The organism is Shinella zoogloeoides, assembly GCF_033705735.1.
Lineage (GTDB): Bacteria > Pseudomonadota > Alphaproteobacteria > Rhizobiales > Rhizobiaceae > Shinella > Shinella zoogloeoides_A.
The window spans coordinates 1691767-1710734 of sequence record NZ_CP131131.1 but is presented as its reverse complement, the minus strand read 5'-3'; the positions used below and the strand labels follow the sequence as shown (position 1 = coordinate 1710734).

Here is an 18968-nt window from a genome sequence, read left to right as displayed (position 1 = left end):
CATGCAAACTCATGCTCGCGCCGTCGTCATCGGCGGCGGTTGCGTCGGCGCCGCCATTCTCTACGGTCTCACCAAGCGCGGCTGGACGGATGTCGCGCTTCTGGAGCGCACGCAGCTCACCGCCGGCTCCACCTGGCACGCTGCCGGCCTTATCCCCTCCTATGCGCGCAGCATCAATATCGGCCGAATGATCGCCAAGACCATCGAGATCTACGAGGGTCTCGAGGCCGAGACCGGCCAGCATGTCGGCTGGCACAAATGCGGGCAGCTGCGCATCGCCAACACGCGGGATCGCCTCGACGAATACAAGAGCTACATGAGCGTTGCCGCCGTGCAGGGCATCCGCGCCGAGCTCGTGACGCCGAAGGAGGCGCGCGAGCTCTGGCCGCTGCTCGAAAACAACAAGGATATGCTGGCCGCGCTCTACCATCCCGATGACGGCCACATCGCTCCGGCCGACGTCACCCAGGCCATGGCGAAAGGCGCGCGCGACCGCGGCGCGAAGATCTACCTCAACACCGAGGTGAAGGGCTTCGAGCGCCTTGCCGGCGGCGAATGGAAGATCATCACCAACAATGGCGAGATCATCTGCGAGCACATCATCTCGGCAACCGGCAACTATGCCCGCCAGACGGGCGCGATGCTCGGTCTCGAAATCCCGGCCATCCCGATCCTGCACCAGTACTGGATCACCGACGCCGTTCCCGAGATCATCGAGCGCAAGCGCCAGGGCCTGCCGGAAATGCCGATCCTGCGCGACGAGGGCTTCGAAGGCTATCTTCGCGAGGAGGGCGACGGGCTGATGTTCGGCCCCTACGAGAAGACCGAGCACCTCAAGCTCTTCGCCGAGAACGGCGTGCCGGAATGGTTCGGCGCCGATCTCGTGGAAGAGGACTTCGACGCGGTGGCCTGGAACTGGGAAGCCGCGATGGAGATGGTTCCGGCGCTCGGCCGCGTCGGCATCAAGGCCAATGTCCGTGGTCCCTTCCAGATGACCGCCGACGAGCTGCCGCTGGTCGGCCCCGCCTGGGGGCTGGAGAATGTGTGGATCGCCGAGGGCGTGCCCGGCGGCATCCTGTGGGGCGGCGCCATCGGCTACTACCTCTCCGAGCGCATCGTCGAGGGCGCCAACAGCCTCGATACGTCCGAGCTCGACCCGCGCCGCTTCGGCGACTACGCCAACAAGGAATGGACGCGCCAGAAGGTACGCGAAAGCTGGGGCACCCATGCCGAGCTGCATTTCCCCGGCCAGGACATGCCCGCCGCCCGCCCGCAGAAGACCGCCCCGTCCTACGATATCCTGTCGCAGCGCGGCGCCGTCTGGGGCGTCCTCAACGGCTGGGAGGTGCCGAACTGGTTCGCGCCGGAAGGCGTTGAGGCGAAGGACCAGTATAGCTGGCGCTGGACGCAGAAGGGCCATTACGTCGCCGAGGAGGTGAAGGCGGTGCGCAATGCCGTCGGCCTCGTCGAGATGACGCCGATGACCAAGTACGAGGTTTCCGGCCCCGGTGCCGAAGCCTGGCTCGACGGCATCCTCGCCAACCGCCTGCCGAAGGCGGGCCGCGTCAATCTCAGCCATCACCTGACGAAGAACGGCGGCGTGCAGGCCGAATATGTGGTGGCCCGCCTCGAAGACGGCAGCTTCTACCTGATCTCGACGCCGCGTGCGGAGCGCTGGAATTTCGACGACCTGTCGAAGCTGCTGCCGAAGGACGGCAGCGTGCAGCTTCGCAACGTCACCAACGAGCGCGGCTGCTTCACCGTCGTCGGCCCCAAGGCCCGAGAGGTGCTGCAGGGCCTTACCGAGATGGACCTTTCCAACGAGGCCTTCCCGTGGTTCGGCGTCAAGTCCGGCACGGTCGGCCTTGCCACCGACGTGCGCATGCTGCGCGTCAACTATGAAGGCGAGCTCGGCTGGGAACTCTACCATCCGCTGCCCTACCAGCGGCAGCTTCTGCAGGCGATTCTTGCTGCGGGCGAGCCGCACGGCCTGCGTCTCATCGGTTATCACGCGCTGGAATCCCTGCGCCTCGAAAAATCCTACCGCGCCATGTATCGCGACATGAACCCGGAACTGACGGCCTGGGAAAGCAGCCTCGACCGCTTCATCCGGCTCGACAAGGGCGATTTCATCGGCAAGGCGGCGCTGGTGCACCAGCAGCAGGAAGGCGTGAAGCAGCGCTCGGTGACGATCGCCATCGACACGGAGGATGCAAGCTCCCTGATCCACGAGGGTATCTATCACGAAGGCAAGCTCGTCGGGCGCATCACATCAGGCAGCTATGCCTATACGGTCGGCCACGACATCGCCTTCGCGCTGCTGCCGGTCGAACTCGGAACGCCCGGAACGGAGCTGGAAGTGCCGATCCTCGGCGAGCGGCGCAAGGCCCGCGTGATCGCGGAATCGCCCTACGATCCGGAAGCCCTGCGCGGCCGCATGTAACGAACCGAGGAGGAATTGCACCATGAAGATCCTGGTCCCAGTCAAGCGTGTTGTTGACTACAACGTAAAGATCCGTGTGAAGTCTGATGGCTCGGGTGTCGAGCTTGCCAATGTGAAGATGTCGATGAACCCGTTCGACGAGATTTCGGTCGAGGAGGCGCTGCGTCTGAAGGAGGCGGGCAAGGCCGAGGAAGTGGTGGTGGTGTCGATCGGCCCTGCCAAGGCCGAAGAGACGCTGCGCACCGCGCTCGCCATGGGCGCCGACCGCGCCGTGCTGGTCGAGACGGACGACGCCGTCGAACCGCTTGCCGTCGCCAAGATCCTCAAGGGTGTTGCCGAGGCAGAACAGCCCGGCCTCGTCATCGTCGGCAAGCAGGCGATCGACGACGACTCGAACCAGACCGGCCAGATGCTCTCGGCCCTGCTCGGCTGGGCGCAGGCCACCTTCGCCTCCAAGGTCGAGATCGGTTCCGGCTCGGCCCAGGTCACGCGCGAAGTCGACGGCGGTCTGCAGACCATCGAGGTCAAGCTTCCGGCAGTGGTCACCACCGACCTTCGCCTCAACGAGCCGCGTTATGCCTCACTGCCGAATATCATGAAGGCGAAGAAGAAGCCGCTCGACAAGAAGGCCCCGGCCGACTTCGGCGTCGATACGAGCCCGCGCCTGAAGGTGCTGAAGACCGAGGAGCCGTCGGGCCGCAAGGCGGGCGTCAAGGTCAAGTCGGTTGCCGAGCTGGTCGAAAAGCTCAAGACCGAAGCCGGCGTGCTCTAAAGCAGGAAAGGGAGAACTAAACCATGGCCATTCTTCTTCTGGCAGACCACGACAACGCCACCCTTTCCGACCAGACCGCCAAGGCGCTGACGGCAGCGAGCAAGATCGGCTCCGACGTGCATGTGCTCGTCGCCGGCTCGGGCGCTAAGGCTGCGGCCGATGCAGCCGCAAAGCTCTCGGGCGTCTCCAAGGTCCTGCTCGCCGACGACGCCAGCCTCGGCAACAATCTCGCAGAACCGCTGGCAGCGCTCATCGTGTCGCTCGCCGGCAATTACGATGCCATTGTCTCGGCTGCCACCTCGGTCGGCAAGAACGTGCTGCCGCGCGTTGCCGCCCTGCTCGATGTCGCGCAGGTCTCGGAGATCGTCGAGGTCGTGTCGGCCGACACGTTCAAGCGTCCGATCTATGCGGGCAATGCCATCCAGACGGTTCAGTCCACCGATGCGAAGAAAGTGATCACCGTGCGCACGGCGTCCTTCGCCGCGGCCGGCGAAGGCGGAAGCGCATCCATCGAGACCATCTCCGCTGCAGCGAACCCGGGCCTGTCCACCCATGTCAAGGACGCCCTGTCGTCGTCCGACCGTCCGGAGCTGACGTCTGCCAAGATCATCATCTCGGGCGGCCGCGCGCTGGGCTCGTCGGAGAAGTTCCAGGAAGTCATCCTTCCCGTCGCCGACAAGCTCGGCGCCGCCGTCGGCGCGTCCCGCGCGGCCGTCGATGCGGGCTATGCCCCGAACGACTGGCAGGTGGGGCAGACGGGCAAGGTGGTCGCGCCGCAGCTCTACATCGCCTGCGGCATCTCGGGCGCCATCCAGCACCTTGCCGGCATGAAGGACAGCAAGGTCATCGTCGCGATCAACAAGGACGAGGAGGCGCCGATCTTCCAGGTCGCAGACTACGGCCTCGTCGGCGATCTCTTCGAAATCCTCCCGGAGCTTGAGAAGGCGATGTAAACGACAAGGGGCGCTCCAACGCGCCCTCAGTTTGTTGACAAGCCTCGCTCCGCCACCGTCGTCATCCTCGGCCTTGAGCCGGGGGTCCATTCTCTTCAAAGGTTTATGGATGCCCGTGCCAGGCCCGGGCATGACGAAGGAGAGGCTTTCGGACTGTGCCACGAGACGCCTCGTTCTCCTTCCAATCGAATACCCTGCCGTCGGCCTTGCCTAGAACCGCCGCGCTTTGATCGTGTTCATCACGAAACTGGTCTCGATGGTGTCGACGCATTTCAGCTTGGCGATCTTGTCCTTGATGAAGCGCTCGTAATGGTCGAGGCCGGCGCTCATGACGGTCAGCACGTAGTCCCGCGCGCCTGTGACGAGCTGGCACTCGATCACCTCGTCCCAGCCCTTCACGGCCTCCTCGAACATGCGGATCTCGTCCTCGTGCTGGCGGCTGAGGCGGATCGAGGCGATGGCGGTCATCGTCCAGCCCTCGACTGCGGGATCGACGATGGCGGCATAGCCGCGGATGATGCCGGTCTCCTCCAGCCGCCGCAGCCGGCGCAGGCAGGCCGAGGCGGAAAGGCCGACCCGCTCGGCCAGCTCGTTGTTGGCGATGCGGGCGTCGGCCGCCAGTTCCCTGAGGATGCGGCGGTCGATGCCGTCGGCAATTTTCTGCGACATATTCCCGAAATCTCCGCAGGATATTGCTTTCAGAAACAGCAAAGCGCTGGAAATAGCAAGAATGCGCCACGGGATTTGATATAATTTGCCATCAAGACCTTCACCGCCAAGGGAGAGCTCCATGACCGCGCCGCATCCGCCCCGAACCCATATCGGCAACCACGCCCTGCATCCCGAGACGCAGATGCTGAACTACGGCTACGATCCCGAGCTCTCCGAGGGCGCGGTCAAGCCGCCGGTCTTCCTGACTTCCACCTTTGTCTTCCGCACGGCCGAGGACGGCCGCGATTTCTTCGACTACGTTTCCGGTCGCAAGGAGCCGCCGGAGGGCAGGGGCGCCGGCCTCGTCTATTCCCGCTTCAACCATCCCAACAGCGAGATCGTCGAGGACCGCCTTGCCGTCTACGAGCGCACGGAAAGCTGCGCGCTGTTCTCCTCGGGCATGTCGGCCATCGCAACGACGCTGCTCGCCTTCGTGCGGCCGGGCGATGCGGTGCTGCATTCGCAGCCACTCTACGGCGGCAGCGAGACGCTGCTCGGCCGGACCTTCCGCGATCTCGGCGTTACGGCGGTGGGTTTTGCCGACGGCGTCAGCGAGGCGTCGGTGACGGCTGCCGCCGAGGCGGCCATGCAGAAGGGCCGCGTTTCCGTCATCCTCGTCGAGACGCCGGCCAATCCCACCAACAGCCTCGTCGACATCCCGATGATCCGGCGCATTGCGGAGACGGTCGGCGAGCGGCAGGGCCACCGGCCCGTCGTCGCCTGCGACAACACGCTGCTCGGCCCGGTCTACCAGCGGCCCATCGAGCATGGCGCGGATATCTCGCTCTATTCGCTGACGAAATATGTCGGCGGCCATTCGGACCTCATCGCCGGCGCGGCGCTCGGGGGCAAGGCGGTCATGAAGCCGGTCAAGGCACTGCGCGGGGCCATCGGCACGCAGCTCGACCCGCATTCCTGCTGGATGCTCGGCCGCTCGCTGGAAACGCTGCAGATCCGCATGGAGCGGGCGAACGGCAATGCGGCGGCCGTCGCGGAGTTCCTGCGCGGCCATCCGAAGGTCGAGGGCATCCATTACCTGCCCTTCAACGATCCGGGCTCGGCGACGGCCCGCGTCTTCGCCGCCCAGTGCAGCGGCGCTGGCTCGACCTTCTCCTTCGACATCAAGGGCGGCCAGCCGGCCTCGTTCCGCTTCCTCAACGCGCTGAAGATCTTCAAGCTCGCCGTCAGCCTCGGCGGAACGGAATCGCTGGCCTCCCATCCCGCGACGATGACCCATTCGGGCATTCCCGCCGACGTGCGCGAGCGCATCGGCGTGCTCGAATCGACCATTCGCCTGTCCATCGGCATCGAGCATCCCGACGACCTGATCGCCGATCTGACCCTGGCTCTGGATCAGGCCTGATTAAAAAAAAGGCCGCCACGTCCGGAGACGGGGCGGCCACGGGAAGCGCAAGCCGGAAGGATCAGGCCGCTTCGCGGCTTTCCACGTCCGTCGGGACGGTGGAGATGGTCTTCAGGATCTGCGAGGCGATCTGGTAGGGGTCGCCCTGCGAGTTCGGGCGGCGGTCTTCGAGATAGCCGCGATAGCCGTTGTTGACGAAGCTGTGCGGCACGCGGATAGAGGCGCCGCGGTCGGCAATGCCGTAGCTGAACTGGTGGATCGAGGCCGTCTCGTGCTTGCCGGTCAGGCGCATATGGTTGTCCGGGCCGTAGACGGCGATGTGGTCGGCGCGCGCTTCGGCGAAGGCGGCCATCAGGTCCTCGAAATAGGCCTTGCCGCCGATCTCGCGCATGTAGCTGGTGGAGAAGTTGGCGTGCATGCCCGAGCCGTTCCAGTCGGTATCTCCGAGCGGCTTGCAGTGGTATTCGACGTCGATGCCGTATTTCTCGGTCAGGCGCTGGAGCAGGTAGCGGGCAAGCCAGATCTCGTCGGCGGCCTTGCGGGAGCCCTTGCCGAAGACCTGGAATTCCCACTGGCCCTTGGCGACTTCGGCATTGATGCCTTCATGGTTGATGCCGGCGGCAAGGCAGATGTCGAGATGCTCCTCGACGATCTTGCGGGCGATGTCGCCGACATTGCTGTAGCCGACGCCGGTATAGTAGGGGCCCTGCGGCGCGGGAAAGCCGGCATCCGGGAAGCCGAGCGGGCGGCCGTTCTTGAAGAAGAAATATTCCTGCTCGAAACCGAACCAGGCGCTTTCGTCGTCGAGGATCGGCGCGCGGGTGTTGGACGGATGCGGCGTCTTGCCATCCGGCATCATGACTTCGCAGAGAACGAGCACGCCATTCTTGCGCTCCGGATCGGGATAGACAGCGACGGGCTTGAGCACGCAATCGGAGCTGTTGCCTTCGGCCTGCATCGTCGAGGAACCGTCGAAGCCCCAGAGCGGAAGCTCTTCCAGCGTCGGGAAGGCGTCGAACGCCTTGACGAGGGTCTTGCCGCGCAGGTTCGGCGTGGGCTTGTAGCCATCGAGCCAGATATATTCGAGCTTGTACTTGGTCATTTCGTTCTCTCACGTCACGCTGGTTTGCCGGGACGCCGGGCCTTGGGATCGGCCCGGCAGCCGATGCCAATGAGAAAGCAGGAAGCGTGCCAGTTCGAAATTTGGTGATGGAGGGCCCGGAAAAAGCGCTTCTTTCCGCCCGCGCGAAGCCGCGATGGCGCGAGGACGCGCATGGAAGAAGCGGATTGCACAAAAAACAGGCGGACCGTGACGGGCTTTGAGGCAGGCGGCCGTTCAGCGGGCAGAGGCCCGGTAATCGTCCGGTGTCATCCCGGTCATGCGCTTGAACATGGCGATGAAGGAGGAGGCGTTGCTGTAGCCCAGAGCCGTTGAGATGCGCTCTACCGTCTCGCCCGCCTCCAGCATCGGCATGGCCTTGACGACGCGCAGCCGCTGCTTCCATTCGGCAAACGGCATGCCGAGGTCGCGCAGGCAGCGGCGGATCAGCGTCCGCTCGGCCGTGCCGGCCAGCCGTGCATGTTCGGCGAGGGAGCGGTTGTCGGCCGGGTCCTTCTGGAGATGGGCGAGCACCCGCTCGAGGACCGGGTCGGTGGACCAGGGCAGATAGGTGCCGACCTTCGGCGCGGCAGCCACCAGGTCGACGACCACTTCCAGGAAGCGCAGATGCGCGGGCGAGCCGTGGTCCGCATCGCGCTCCTCGCGCAGGTGTTCCAGCATCGCGCGCAGCAGGGGGCTGACCTCCAGTGCCGTGGTTTCCCGCGGCAGGGCGGCGCAGAGGGCCGGTGCGACATAGAGCGAGCAATGCACGGCAGCGTGCCGGTTGAGGCCGCGATGCTCGACATCGGGCGGCAGCCACACGGCATATTGCGGCGGGGCGAGGTAATGCGCGTCGTTGAGGCTCACCTCCATCATGCCGCTATAGGAATAGACGAACTCGCCCCAGGGATGGCTGTGCCGGGGATAGGTCGCGTTGTCCGGCATCTGCGCCGAGCGGAAGTAAAGCGGGTGGGGAAGCGCATCGCGGAAGGGCACGTCGCGGAAATGCGCGATGCCGTCCGGCTTGCCGCCTGTCAGGGTTCCGATACCGACTGTCATGAGATCGTTATATCATTCATTCCTGCCAGATGCTATTGCGGCGCGGACAATCGGAGCGACGATCTTGGACAGCCGCAAATCCATCGACATCACGGCCGTCGGCCTCATGGTCGGCATCTGCCTCATCTGGGCCCTGCAGCCGATCGGCCTGAAATCGACCGCCGTCTTCGCCGCGCCCGTGCTGCAGATCGGCCTTCGCTCCGGCATCGCGGCCCTTTGCGTCCTCGCCATCGTGAAGCTCAAGGGGCAGAGGATGGAGTTCTTCGGCGGGACGGCAGGGCTCGGGGCGCTCGCAGGGCTGCTGTTCGCCATGGAGTTCTTCATGGTCGGCGAGGCCCTGAAGCATACCTCCGCCTCCCATGTCGTCGTCTTCCTCTATACGGCCCCGATCTTCGCGGCCCTCGGCCTGCACTGGAAGCTGCCGTCCGAGCGGCTTGCGGCGGTGCAATGGGTTGGCATCGCGGTTGCGGCGGCGGGCATCGCCTTCGCCTTCCTCGCGCCGCAGGGCGGCGGGGAAGCGGCTGGCGGCCTCGGCGCCATGCTGTGGGGCGACGGTCTGGCACTTCTGGGCGGCGCGGCCTGGGGCCTGACGACGGTCCTCATCCGCACGACGCGCCTGAGCGCAATCCCGGCAACCCATGTGCTGTTCTACCAGCTGGCGACCGCCTTCGTCATCCTGACGGGCGCGGCCGTGGCCGGCGGCGAGGCGGCCTTCGTTCCTACGCGGCCGCTGCTGCTCAACATCGCCTTCCAGGCGCTTGCGGTATCCTTCCTCAGCTTCCTGACCTGGTTCTGGCTGCTGACGAAATACCGCGCCTCGCAGCTCGGCGTCTTCTCCTTCATGACGCCGGTCTTCGGCGTCGTCCTCGGCATCCTTTTGCTCGGCGAGCCGCTGACGCCGGAATTTTCCATCGGCACGGCGGGCGTGCTCGTCGGCATCATGATCGTCAGCGCCTATCCGTGGATCGGCCAGCGCCGTGCCGGCCGCAGCGCGCAAGCCGGATCGTCCTGATCGCGGAAGGTCTCAGAGGTCGGCGTCGTCGAGCAGGCGCGCAAGCGTGCTCCGGCCGAGCGCGGCCATCGCCGGATGGCTGAGGCGGTAATACCACACCAGCCCCATGGCCTGCTGGAAGGCCCAGGCCGCCCCGCGCTTCCATTCGACGTCGCCGGAGCCGAGGCGGGCTCGGATCAGTCCGCGACATTCCCGGTCGAAGAGATGCCAGGCCGCGACGAGGTCGAGCGCGGGATCGGCCGGCCCGAAGCCGCCGGTGTCGAGCACGCCGGCAAGAGCCTCGCCGCGCACCAGAAGGTTGGCGGGAATGAGGTCGCCATGCGTCATGCAGTCAGGGCCTGCGGCGGGCAGGAGGCGCAGCCGGTGCCACAGGGCGCGAAGGCGCGGCACGTCGAGAAGCCCCTCGCTTTTCTCGAAGCACGTTTCCATCCAGCCATCGTGGTCGGGCAGATGGCCGCCGCGTCCCGGACCGGCAAAGCGCCGGCCTTGCGTGTCCACGCGGCGAAGGCGTGCGATCAGGGTGGCGATGTCTCCGGCGAAGGCGGCGGAGGCGGCAAGTCCGTCGGGCGTCGCAACCTCGCCCTCCAGCCAGCTCTGCAGCGACCAGGGCAACGGGTAGTGCGACCCCGGCGCGCCGATGCCGAGCGGGCGCGGCGCGGGGAATGGCGAATGCGCGGCGAAGGCGGCCATGGCTTCCGCCTCGCGGCGCAGCATCGCCTCGCAGGCCGCCGGCTCGGCGGCGCGCAGCGGGAACCGCGCAGCCGCATGCGCCCCGACCCGGAAGATGGCATTCACCGTGCCGGTGGCGGCGAGCGGGATCACCGGCGCGTCGCGGTAGTGCGGGAACTGCGCCCGGATCATCGCGCCTGCGACGGTGGCGTCTATCTGGAGCTGGTCGTCATGCATCGTTTCGGTCAGGCCGCGGCCGCGCCGGCCTCGGCGGCCTTGCGCCGGTCGGCATAGAGGCGGGCGAGCCAGGCGCAGACCATGAGCTGGATCTGGTGGAACAGCATCAGCGGCAGGACGATGGCGCCGATGGACTGGCCGGCGAAGATGACACTCGCCATCGGCACGCCGCTGGCAAGGCTCTTCTTGGAGCCGCAGAAGACGGCGGTGATGCGGTCCTCGCGGCGGAAGCCGAGCAGCTTCCCGCCGATGCTGGTGATGACGAGCACGGCGGCGAGCAGCAGGCAGTCGACGAGGATGAGGAGCGCGAGGTCCTGCGCCGCCAGCCGGTGCCAGATGCCCTCCGTCACCGCCTCGGAGAAGGCGAGATAGACGACCATCAGGATCGAGCCGCGGTCAAAGGGGGTGAGCAGCGACTTCTTCGAGCGCACCCAGTTGCCGATGAAGGGCTGCAGAAGCTGGCCGGCGACGAAGGGCAGGAAGAGCTGCAGCATGATCTTCCAGACCATGTCGAAGGAGACGCCGACATGCCCGCCGGCCGAGAAGAGCAGGGCGACGAGGGCCGGCGTCAGGAAGATGCCGAGGATGTTGGAGGTCGAGGCGGCGCAGATCGCGGCCGGCACGTTGCCGCCGGCAATCGAGGTGAAGGCGATGGAGGACTGCACCGTCGAGGGCAGCACGCACAGGAAGAGGATGCCGAGATAGATCGGCTCGTCGATCAGCCAGGGCGAGAACAGCCCGAGCCCGAGGCCGAGCAGCGGGAAGACCGCGAAGGTCATGACGAGGATGAAGAGCTGGAGGCGCCAGTGCAGGAAGCCGGCGATCACCACATCCGTCGACAGGCGCGCGCCGTGCAGGAAGAACAGGAGCGCGATCGCCACATTGGTGGCGACGGAGAACCATTGCGCCGGCACGCCGGAGATCGGCAGCAGCGAAGCGAGGGCGACGGCCCCGATCAGGAGCCAGGTGAACGTATCGGGAAGAAGGCGCTTCATGTCTTTCGGCAATGTTGGTCTCGACAGGCCTTCCAGTTTAGCTATCCTGATTTGCGATGCAATCGATAACACTTATCGAGGTTCGTGATATGCTTGATCTCGTGCAGCTCCGCAGCTTCGTCATGGTGGCGCAGACGCGCAGTTTCACGCTCTCCGCCGAGCGGCTCGGCCTCGGCCAGTCGACCGTCAGCCAGCACCTGCAACGGCTGGAGCGCGGGCTCGGCCGGCGACTGATCGACCGCGACACCCACGCCGTCCGTCTCACCGCCGACGGCGAAGCCCTGCTTCCCCATGCCCGCCAGCTTCTGGCGCTGGAGCGCCAGGCATCCGCGCAGTTCGACACGTTCGCGCCGCGCGGCCCCTTCCGGCTCGGCATCTCGGAAGATCTCGTGAGCGGTCAGTTGCCGGGGCTTCTGGAGGATTTCATCGCGGACTATCCGTCGGTGGACCTCCAGCTTTCCGTCGCGCTCTCCAAGACGCTCGCCGAGATGCAGGATCGCGGCGAGCTCGACCTCGTCATGGCCAAGCGGCGGATCGGAGAACGGCGGGGCGATGCGATCCTGCGCGAGCCGCTGGTATGGCTTGCCGGCGACCCCGAGGCGATGCTTGCCAAGCCGGCGCTTCCGCTGATCGTCTTCCCGCCGCCGAGCCTCACGCGCCTCCTGCTGATGGAGGCGCTGGAGCGCAGCGGGATGCCCTGGCGGATCGTCTGTTCGTGCCAGAGCCTCAGCGGGCTGACGGCGGCGGCGCGCGCCGGCATGGGCGTGCTCGTCCAGCCGCGCAGCCTCGCGCCCGCGGGCCTTCGCGAGATCGCGCCGCCGCTTCTGCCGGCGCTGGAGGATGTGGAATTCGTGCTGGTCACCGCGCGCTCGGCCGACCATGCCACCGTCTCGGCCTTTTCCCGCAAGGTGCGCGAGCGTTTCGGCAAGGGGTTCGCCGGCCTCGCATCGGCGGAAGCAGGGCGGAAGGACGGGATTTTCTGACGCCGCCGTCGCTGGCGCGGAAACCTGCGCCGGTCATGCCTTATGTGTTGACACCGGCAAAATTTCACAATTAATATTGCAGACAGTTGATGGCTGCAATTTTTGATCTGTGCATGCGGCCCGCGCGGCCTTGGAGGGGCGGTGCGGGACCGATGGATGCTGCCATCGGACGATCTTCGGACATCGGACAGGAGGATTTCGATGAATGATATTGCAACGGTTGTCGACCTTGCGCAATTCCGGCGCCAGGTGGAAACCGAGACGACGATGGCGATGTGCCCGACGGCGATCGCCATCGAGAAGAACATCCCCATCTATGACGGCGCTGCCGTCAACGACGGCATCGCCGCGGAATGGGCCTCGGTCATCGGCGAGGGGCCGGGCGTCTTCGTCGTCAAGCGCGCTTTCACCGATCCCGGCGCCATCGACGCGGCGAGCGAGGTGTTCCGCGCAATCATCGCCGACGAGCGGGCGGCCGGCACGGCGGCGGGCGACCATTTCGCCAAGGCCGGTGCCAACGACCGCATCTGGAACAGCCTGCAGAAGCTGTGCCTGCGCGATCCCGCCGTCTATGCCCGCTACATGGCCAATCCGGTGATCGACATCGCCTGCCGCGCCTGGCTCGGCCCGGGCTACCAGATCGCCACCCAGGTCAATCAGGTGCGCCCCGGCGGCAAGGCGCAGGCCCCGCACCGCGACTATCATCTCGGCTTCATGAAGCCCGAGCAGATGGCGGAATATCCCGCCCATATCCACGCGACCGGCCCGACGCTGATCCTGCAGGGGGGCGTCGCCCATTGCGACATGCCGGTGGAGAGCGGCACGACGAAGCTGCTGCCGCATTCGCAGCGCTACCTGCCGGGCTATATCGCCGCCACGCGCCCGGAATTCCGTGACTATTTCGAGGAGCACTGCGTCCAGCTTCCGCTGGAAAAGGGCGATGCCATCTTCTTCAGCCCGGCGCTCTTCCACGCCGCCGGCGAGAACCGCACGAGCGACGTCGTGCGCATGGTCAACCTCATCCAGACGGCTTCTGCTTTCGCGCGCCACATGGAAAGCCTTGACCGCACGGCGATGGCGCGCGCAGTCTATCCGCACCTGGCGGCCCTTTCTCCGGCGGGGCGGCGGGCGGTGATCGCGGCGACGGCGGACGGTTATCCGTTCCCGACCAATCTCGACACCGACCCGCCGCTGGGCGGCCTTGCGCCGGAAAGCCAGCAGGATCTGCTCGCCCGCGCCGTCGCGGAGGGCTGGGACCAGGCGCGGCTCGATGCCGCTCTCGATGCACAGGGCGCCAAGCGCGCGGCCTGAGCGGACTTAATAAGAAACAGAGGGTTACCCGCAAAGGCTTCGGGCGGGGAGCGAACAGGAAGCCAACTTCGGGAGGAAGTCACATATGAAGAAGATTCTGCAATCGCTGGCGCTCGGCGCGCTTCTGGCCACGACCGCGCTTGCCGGCGCGGCCCATGCCGATGGCGAGAAGTTTGTCTGGATCAGCCATGGACCGGACAGCGACAGCTGGTTCAACGTCATCAAGAACGCCATCAAGGTCACGAACGAGCAGATGCATGTCGAGACCGAATACCGCAACCCGCCGACGGGCGACCTTGCCGACATGGCGCGCATCGTCCAGCAGAGCTCGGCGGCCGGCGTCGACGGCATCATCGTCACCATCGCCGACTACAACGTGCTCGAAGGGCCGATCAAGGACGCCGTCGCCAAGGGCATCCCGGTCGTCACCGTCAATTCCGGCACGGTCGAGGAAAGCCAGAAGCTCGGCGCGCTGCTGCATGTCGGCCAGCCGGAATACGAGGCGGGGCTCGGTGCCGGCAAGCGTGCCAAGGAAGCGGGCGTCAAGAGCTTCGTGTGCGTGAACCACTACATCACCAACCCGGCCTCCGTGGAGCGCTGCCGCGGCTTTGCCGACGGCATCGGCGTCGAACTCGGCAACCAGATGATCGATTCCGGCATCGACCCGTCGGAAGTGCAGAACAAGGTGAAAGCCTACTTGACGGCCAACAAGGACACCGGCGCGATCCTGACGCTCGGCCCGAACTCGGCCGAGCCCTCGATCCGCGCGGTCAAGGAGATGGGCCTCGACGGCGACATCTATTTCGGCACCTTCGACCTCTCCTCCGAGATCTCGGCGGCGATCAAGGACGGCACGATCAACTTCGCCATCGACCAGCAGCCCTTCCTCCAGGGCTCGATCCCGATCCAGGTGCTGACGAACTACGTCCGCTACGGCGTCGCCCCGGCCAACTCGATCTTCACGGGTCCGGGCTTCGTGACCAAGGACAACATCGCGCTCGTCGAGTCGCTGGCGGGCCAGTACCGCTGACCTGACGGTCCGTCGGGGCGCGCCGGTCGACGGCGCGCCCCGAACGATTTTCGAGGGAGGAGAATGCATTCATGACGGACGTCATTAACGGCGCGTCGAAGGACGAGCGCATCAAGCCCGTCTCGCCGCTTCGGCGCGCGCTGATCCGGCCCGAGCTCGGCGGCATCTGCGGCACCATCCTGGTCTTCCTGCTGTTCGCCATCGTCGCCGGCGACAGCGGCATGTTCGCCGCCGAGGGGGTGATGAACTGGACCGTGGTCTCGGCACAGTTCATGGTCATCGCGGTCGGCGCCTGCCTTCTGATGATCGCGGGCGAGTTCGACCTTTCCACCGGCTCGATGATCGGCTTTTCCGGTGTGATGATGGCGATCCTCTCCGTCCATCTCGGCGTGCCGCTGTGGCTTTCCATCATTGCCACCTTCGTCTTCTGCGTCTTCATCGGCGCGGTGAACGGCTGGCTGGTCATCCGCACGGGGCTGCCGTCCTTCATCGTCACGCTCGCCTTCCTCTATATCCTGCGCGGCCTGACGATCTGGGGCTCGGTCTACTTCACCCGCCAGACGATCATCGGCGGCGTCGGCGAAAAAGCGGCCGGCGACTGGCTGGCGCCGCTCTTCGGCGGCAAGATCCTGACCGGCCTCTTTTCCTGGATGGGCGAGGCGGGCTGGATCGCCACCTTCACCCGCGGCAACCGCGCCGGCCAGCCCGTCATCGACGGCGTCCCGATGCTCGTCGTCTGGGCCATCGTGCTCGTCGTCTTCGGCCACTGGCTGCTCACCCGCACCAAGTTCGGTAACTGGATCTTCGCCTCGGGCGGCGACCCGCTCGCCGCGCGCTATGTCGGCGTGCCGGTCAACCGGGTGAAGATCCTGATGTTCATGTTCTCGGCCTTCTGCGCCTGCGTCTTCGCCACCTGCCAGGTGATGGAGTTCGGCTCGGCGGCGGCCGACCGCGGCCTCCTCAAGGAGTTCGAGGCGATCATCTGCGTGGTCATCGGCGGGGCGCTCCTGACGGGCGGCTACGGCTCTGTCATCGGCGCGGCGCTCGGGGCCATCATCTTCGGCGTGGTGCAGCAGGGCCTGTTCTTCGCCAATGCCGAAAGCTCGCTGTTCCGCGTCTTCCTCGGCGTCATCCTGCTCACGGCGGTGATCATGAACACCTATATCCGCCGCATCATCACGGGAGAACGCTGATGACCGCCATCGTGGAGATGAGGAACATCCAGAAGCACTTCGGCCATGTCATCGCACTGGCCGGCGTCTCCTTCGACATCCGGCCGGGAGAGTGCCATTGCCTGCTCGGCGACAACGGGGCCGGCAAGTCGACCTTCATCAAGATCATGTCCGGCGTCTACAAGCCGAGCGACGGCGAAGTGCTGGTGGAGGGCACGCCGACACCCTTCCACAGCCCGCGCGACGCCATGGCTGCGGGCATCGCCACGGTCTACCAGGACCTTGCCATGATCCCGCTGATGAGCGTCAGCCGCAATTTCTGGATGGGGCGCGAGCCGGAGCGGGGCATCTGGCCGTTCAAGACCTTCGATACGTCGAAGGCAGACGAGATCACCGTGACGGAGATGCGCAAGATGGGCATCAACCTGCGCGGGCCGGACCAGGCCGTCGGCACGCTCTCGGGCGGCGAACGGCAGACCGTCGCCATCGCGCGGGCGGTCTATTTCGGCGCCAAGGTGCTGATCCTCGACGAGCCGACCTCGGCGCTCGGCGTGCGCCAGACGGCCAATGTCCTCAGCACCATCGACCGCGTGCGCAAGCAGGGCATCGGCGTCGTCTTCATCACGCACAACGTCCGCCACGCGCTCGCCGTCGGCGACCGCTTCACCGTGCTCAACCGGGGCCAGACGCTGGGCACGGCCGAGCGCGGCACGGTGGATGCAGCCGCCCTGCAGGACATGATGGCGGGCGGGCAGGAGCTCGCCTTGCTGGAAAGCTCGCTCGGCGGCACGATCTGAAACGAGGAAAGGCGTGGCGGACGTTTGCCCGGCACGCCTTGTCGAATGTTCGGGGGCTGCGGCCCCACCCCGTTCTCCCACGTCATCCCGGACCTGAGCCGGGATCCACGCGACACCTCCCGGCGTGGATGGCCGGCCCTCAGGTCAAACCAAGGGCCGGCCGTGACGGCGGAGGGAGCTTAGCGGACCACCTCGTAACCGGCGGCCGCCATGACGCGCAGGAGTTCCTTATGGCCGATCTTCGCCATGTCGAGCGGCGGGTTGTGGGCGGGGTCCTGCTCCGCCTCGACGACGAACCAGCCCTCGTAGCCGTGGGAGGCGAGGCGCTTGACGATGGCCTCGAAGTCGAGGCTGCCGTCGCCGGGAACCGTGAAGGCGCCCTTGATCACCGCGTCGAGGAAGCTTTCCTTCGTGCGGTCGAGGGCCGCGATGACGGGCAGGCGGACGTCCTTGGTGTGGACATGGCTGATGCGCTTGTGGTGTTTGTCGATGACGCGCAGCACGTCGCCGCCGGCAAAGGCCATGTGGCCGGCGTCGAAGAGCAGCGGCAGACCCTCGCCGGAATGCTTCATCAGGAGATCGAGCTCTTCCTCGGTCTCGATGGGCGCAGCCATGTGGTGGTGGTAGGAGATCGGCATGCCCTGATCGGCGCACCACTCGCCGAAGGCGGTCATCTTGCGGCCATAGGCGCGGATCTCGTCCTCGGAGAGCCGGCGCTTGGCGGAGAGCGGTGCGTTGCGGTCGCCCTGGATGGTGCCGGCCGTCTCGCCATAGACGATGCAGGGTGCGCCGACCGCCTTGAACAGCGCCATCTGCGCGGCGATCCGGTCCTTTTCCGCCTCGATGTCGCCGTCGAGCAGGAGGCCGGAGAACCAGCCGCCGCAGACCTGGATGCCATGTTTTTCGAGGATGGGGCGCAGCACGGCCGCGTCCAGCGGAAAGCGCCGGCCGGTCTCCATGCCGGTGAAGCCGGCCTCTGCGGCTTCGGCAAGGCAGCCTTCCAGCGAGATGTCGCTGCTGATTTCCGGCAGGTCGTCGTTCCACCATGCAATGGGGGCAATGCCAAGTCTGGCTTTCATGTTCGGGCTCCGGGCTCGCGGAAAACGGGAATGCCGGCCGCCTCCCGGCCCGGCGGGACGGTCATACAAAACAAATATTGACATTTCAATCATTCCGCAAAGATAATTGCATTCATCCGGCCCGAGGAGGCCGCATATCCGAGGATCAGCAGAATGAAGAAGACGCTCCGCCTTGGCCTCATCGGGTCGGGTTTCATGGGCAAGACGCATGTGTTCGGCTTTGCCGCCGCCGCGCGGGTGTTCGACCTGCCTTACGAGGTGGAACTGACCGCGATCGCCGACGTGACGATGGCGCAGGCCGAGGCCGCCCGCGCCGCGCTCGGCTTCCAGCGCGCCACCGACGACTGGCGCAGCCTCGTCGCCGATCCCGAGATCGACCTCATCGACATCACCGCGCCGAACGCGCTGCACAAGGAGATGGCGCTTGCCGCCATCGCCGCGGGCAAGCACGTCTATTGCGAAAAGCCGCTCGCCCCGCTTTCCACTGACGCGCGCGAGATGGCGGAGGCGGCCGAGAAGGCAGGCATCAAGACGCAGGTCGGCTTCAACTATCTGTGCAATCCCATGCTCGCCCTCGCGAGGGAGATGATCGCGGGCGGCGAGCTCGGCGAGATCCGCGGCTATCGCGGCCTCCATGCCGAGGACTACATGGCCGATGCCGGCGCGCCCTTCACCTTCCGGCACGATCCGGCGGGCGGCGGGGCGCTCGCCGATATCGGCAGCCATGCGCTGGCGACCGCCGAATATCTGCTCGGCCCGATCACCCGCGTCATGGGCGATTGCGTGACGATGATCCCGCAGCGGCCGGACGGCAGGGGCGGCACGCGCCCGGTCGAGACCGACGATGTCGGCCGCGCCTTCCTGCGCTTTGCGAATGGCGCCAGCGGCTCCGTCGAGGGCAACTGGATCGCCACCGGTCGCAAGATGCAGCACGATTTCGAGGTCTACGGCACGAAGGGCGCGCTCGCCTTCTCGCAGGAGCGCTTCAACGAGTTGCATTTCTACTCGACGGCGGATGCGAAGGGCCGGCAGGGCTTCCGCCGCATCGAGGCGGGGCCGGACCATGTGCCCTATGGCCGCTTCTGCGTGGCGCCCGGCCACCAGCTCGGCTTCAACGACCTGAAGGCCATCGAGGTTGCCGGTTATCTGGAAGCGATCGCCGGCCTCAGGCCTGAACCGTTCAATTTCCGCGCGGGCCTGCGCATCCAGACATTGGTGGAAACGATCCAGAAGTCCGCCCGCGCCGGAAGCTGGCTGGCGGTGGACTGAGCGAGGGAGGAAGA

At 66.2% G+C, this 18968-nt stretch carries 17 protein-coding genes; 11 read left to right on the top strand and 6 right to left on the bottom strand.

Annotation, left to right across the window (positions count from 1 at the left end):
- Position 1 precedes the first annotated feature (1 nt).
- Genes ShzoTeo12_RS25610 through ShzoTeo12_RS25600 form a run of 3 tightly spaced genes read left to right on the top strand, consistent with a single transcriptional unit; the run spans position 2 to position 4168 of the window.
- Entirely contained in the window at positions 2-2443 is a 2442-nt protein-coding gene (locus ShzoTeo12_RS25610; RefSeq protein WP_318913029.1) for an FAD-dependent oxidoreductase, read from the top strand.
- Positions 2444-2465: 22 nt separating this feature from the next.
- Complete coding sequence (locus tag ShzoTeo12_RS25605; protein ID WP_318910125.1) at positions 2466-3215, top strand: electron transfer flavoprotein subunit beta/FixA family protein; 750 nt, start codon at positions 2466-2468, stop codon at positions 3213-3215.
- A 23-nt stretch (positions 3216-3238) separates the two neighbouring features.
- Entirely contained in the window at positions 3239-4168 is a 930-nt protein-coding gene (locus ShzoTeo12_RS25600) for an electron transfer flavoprotein subunit alpha/FixB family protein (protein WP_318913028.1), read from the top strand.
- Positions 4169-4378: 210 nt separating this feature from the next.
- Here the strand turns inward: ShzoTeo12_RS25600 and ShzoTeo12_RS25595 are convergent, their stop codons facing one another.
- A complete protein-coding gene (locus tag ShzoTeo12_RS25595; protein WP_318913027.1) occupies positions 4379-4837 on the bottom strand; it encodes an Lrp/AsnC family transcriptional regulator in 459 nt (152 codons plus the stop codon).
- Between the two features lie 121 nt (positions 4838-4958).
- Here ShzoTeo12_RS25595 and ShzoTeo12_RS25590 point away from each other — a divergent pair, with 121 nt between their 5' ends.
- Positions 4959-6242 (top strand): cystathionine gamma-synthase family protein, encoded by a 1284-nt coding sequence (locus ShzoTeo12_RS25590; RefSeq protein ID WP_318913026.1) that lies wholly within the window; start codon positions 4959-4961, stop codon positions 6240-6242.
- A 61-nt stretch (positions 6243-6303) separates the two neighbouring features.
- On the opposite strand, the gene ShzoTeo12_RS25585 is transcribed toward ShzoTeo12_RS25590, so the two are convergent.
- Together ShzoTeo12_RS25585 and ShzoTeo12_RS25580 are read right to left on the bottom strand one after the other, a co-directional pair.
- Complete coding sequence (locus ShzoTeo12_RS25585; protein WP_119255259.1) at positions 6304-7344, bottom strand: glutamine synthetase beta-grasp domain-containing protein; 1041 nt, start codon at positions 7342-7344, stop codon at positions 6304-6306.
- A 234-nt stretch (positions 7345-7578) separates the two neighbouring features.
- Positions 7579-8400 carry a helix-turn-helix transcriptional regulator gene (locus ShzoTeo12_RS25580; protein WP_318913025.1) on the bottom strand — a complete coding sequence of 274 codons (822 nt, stop codon included), beginning with the start codon at positions 8398-8400 and terminating at the stop codon, positions 7579-7581.
- 64 nt (positions 8401-8464) lie between these two features.
- Between ShzoTeo12_RS25580 and ShzoTeo12_RS25575 the strand changes: the two genes are divergently transcribed.
- On the top strand, positions 8465-9412 hold the full coding sequence (locus ShzoTeo12_RS25575; protein WP_318913024.1) for a DMT family transporter: 948 nt from the start codon (positions 8465-8467) through the stop codon (positions 9410-9412).
- A gap of 12 nt (positions 9413-9424) precedes the next feature.
- On the opposite strand, the gene ShzoTeo12_RS25570 is transcribed toward ShzoTeo12_RS25575, so the two are convergent.
- Complete coding sequence (locus ShzoTeo12_RS25570) at positions 9425-10318, bottom strand: aminoglycoside phosphotransferase family protein (RefSeq protein WP_318913023.1); 894 nt, start codon at positions 10316-10318, stop codon at positions 9425-9427.
- 8 nt (positions 10319-10326) lie between these two features.
- Positions 10327-11313: a bile acid:sodium symporter family protein gene (locus ShzoTeo12_RS25565; protein WP_318913022.1), complete on the bottom strand. Its 987-nt coding sequence runs from the start codon at positions 11311-11313 to the stop codon at positions 10327-10329.
- 89 nt (positions 11314-11402) lie between these two features.
- On the opposite strand from ShzoTeo12_RS25565, the gene ShzoTeo12_RS25560 reads away from it, so the two are divergent.
- The 5 genes from ShzoTeo12_RS25560 to ShzoTeo12_RS25540 all read left to right on the top strand — a co-directional run bounded on the left by ShzoTeo12_RS25560 (position 11403) and on the right by ShzoTeo12_RS25540 (position 16606).
- On the top strand, positions 11403-12296 hold the full coding sequence (locus tag ShzoTeo12_RS25560; protein WP_318913021.1) for a LysR family transcriptional regulator: 894 nt from the start codon (positions 11403-11405) through the stop codon (positions 12294-12296).
- A 201-nt stretch (positions 12297-12497) separates the two neighbouring features.
- A complete protein-coding gene (locus tag ShzoTeo12_RS25555; protein WP_318913020.1) occupies positions 12498-13607 on the top strand; it encodes a phytanoyl-CoA dioxygenase family protein in 1110 nt (369 codons plus the stop codon).
- 85 nt (positions 13608-13692) lie between these two features.
- Positions 13693-14637 (top strand): sugar ABC transporter substrate-binding protein, encoded by a 945-nt coding sequence (locus tag ShzoTeo12_RS25550; RefSeq protein WP_119255253.1) that lies wholly within the window; start codon positions 13693-13695, stop codon positions 14635-14637.
- A gap of 71 nt (positions 14638-14708) precedes the next feature.
- Positions 14709-15830, top strand: a complete 1122-nt coding sequence (locus tag ShzoTeo12_RS25545) for an ABC transporter permease (RefSeq protein WP_318913019.1) — start codon at positions 14709-14711, stop codon at positions 15828-15830.
- Entirely contained in the window at positions 15830-16606 is a 777-nt protein-coding gene (locus ShzoTeo12_RS25540) for an ATP-binding cassette domain-containing protein (protein ID WP_119255251.1), read from the top strand. Before ShzoTeo12_RS25545 ends, ShzoTeo12_RS25540 begins: the two co-directional genes overlap by 1 nt.
- Before the next feature lie 179 nt (positions 16607-16785).
- Here ShzoTeo12_RS25540 and iolE read toward each other — a convergent pair whose 3' ends face one another.
- Positions 16786-17685, bottom strand: a complete 900-nt coding sequence (gene iolE, locus ShzoTeo12_RS25535) for a myo-inosose-2 dehydratase (RefSeq protein ID WP_318913018.1) — start codon at positions 17683-17685, stop codon at positions 16786-16788.
- Positions 17686-17838: 153 nt separating this feature from the next.
- On the opposite strand from iolE, the gene ShzoTeo12_RS25530 reads away from it, so the two are divergent.
- A complete protein-coding gene (locus ShzoTeo12_RS25530) occupies positions 17839-18954 on the top strand; it encodes a Gfo/Idh/MocA family oxidoreductase (RefSeq protein WP_318913016.1) in 1116 nt (371 codons plus the stop codon).
- Positions 18955-18968: the final 14 nt, after the last annotated feature.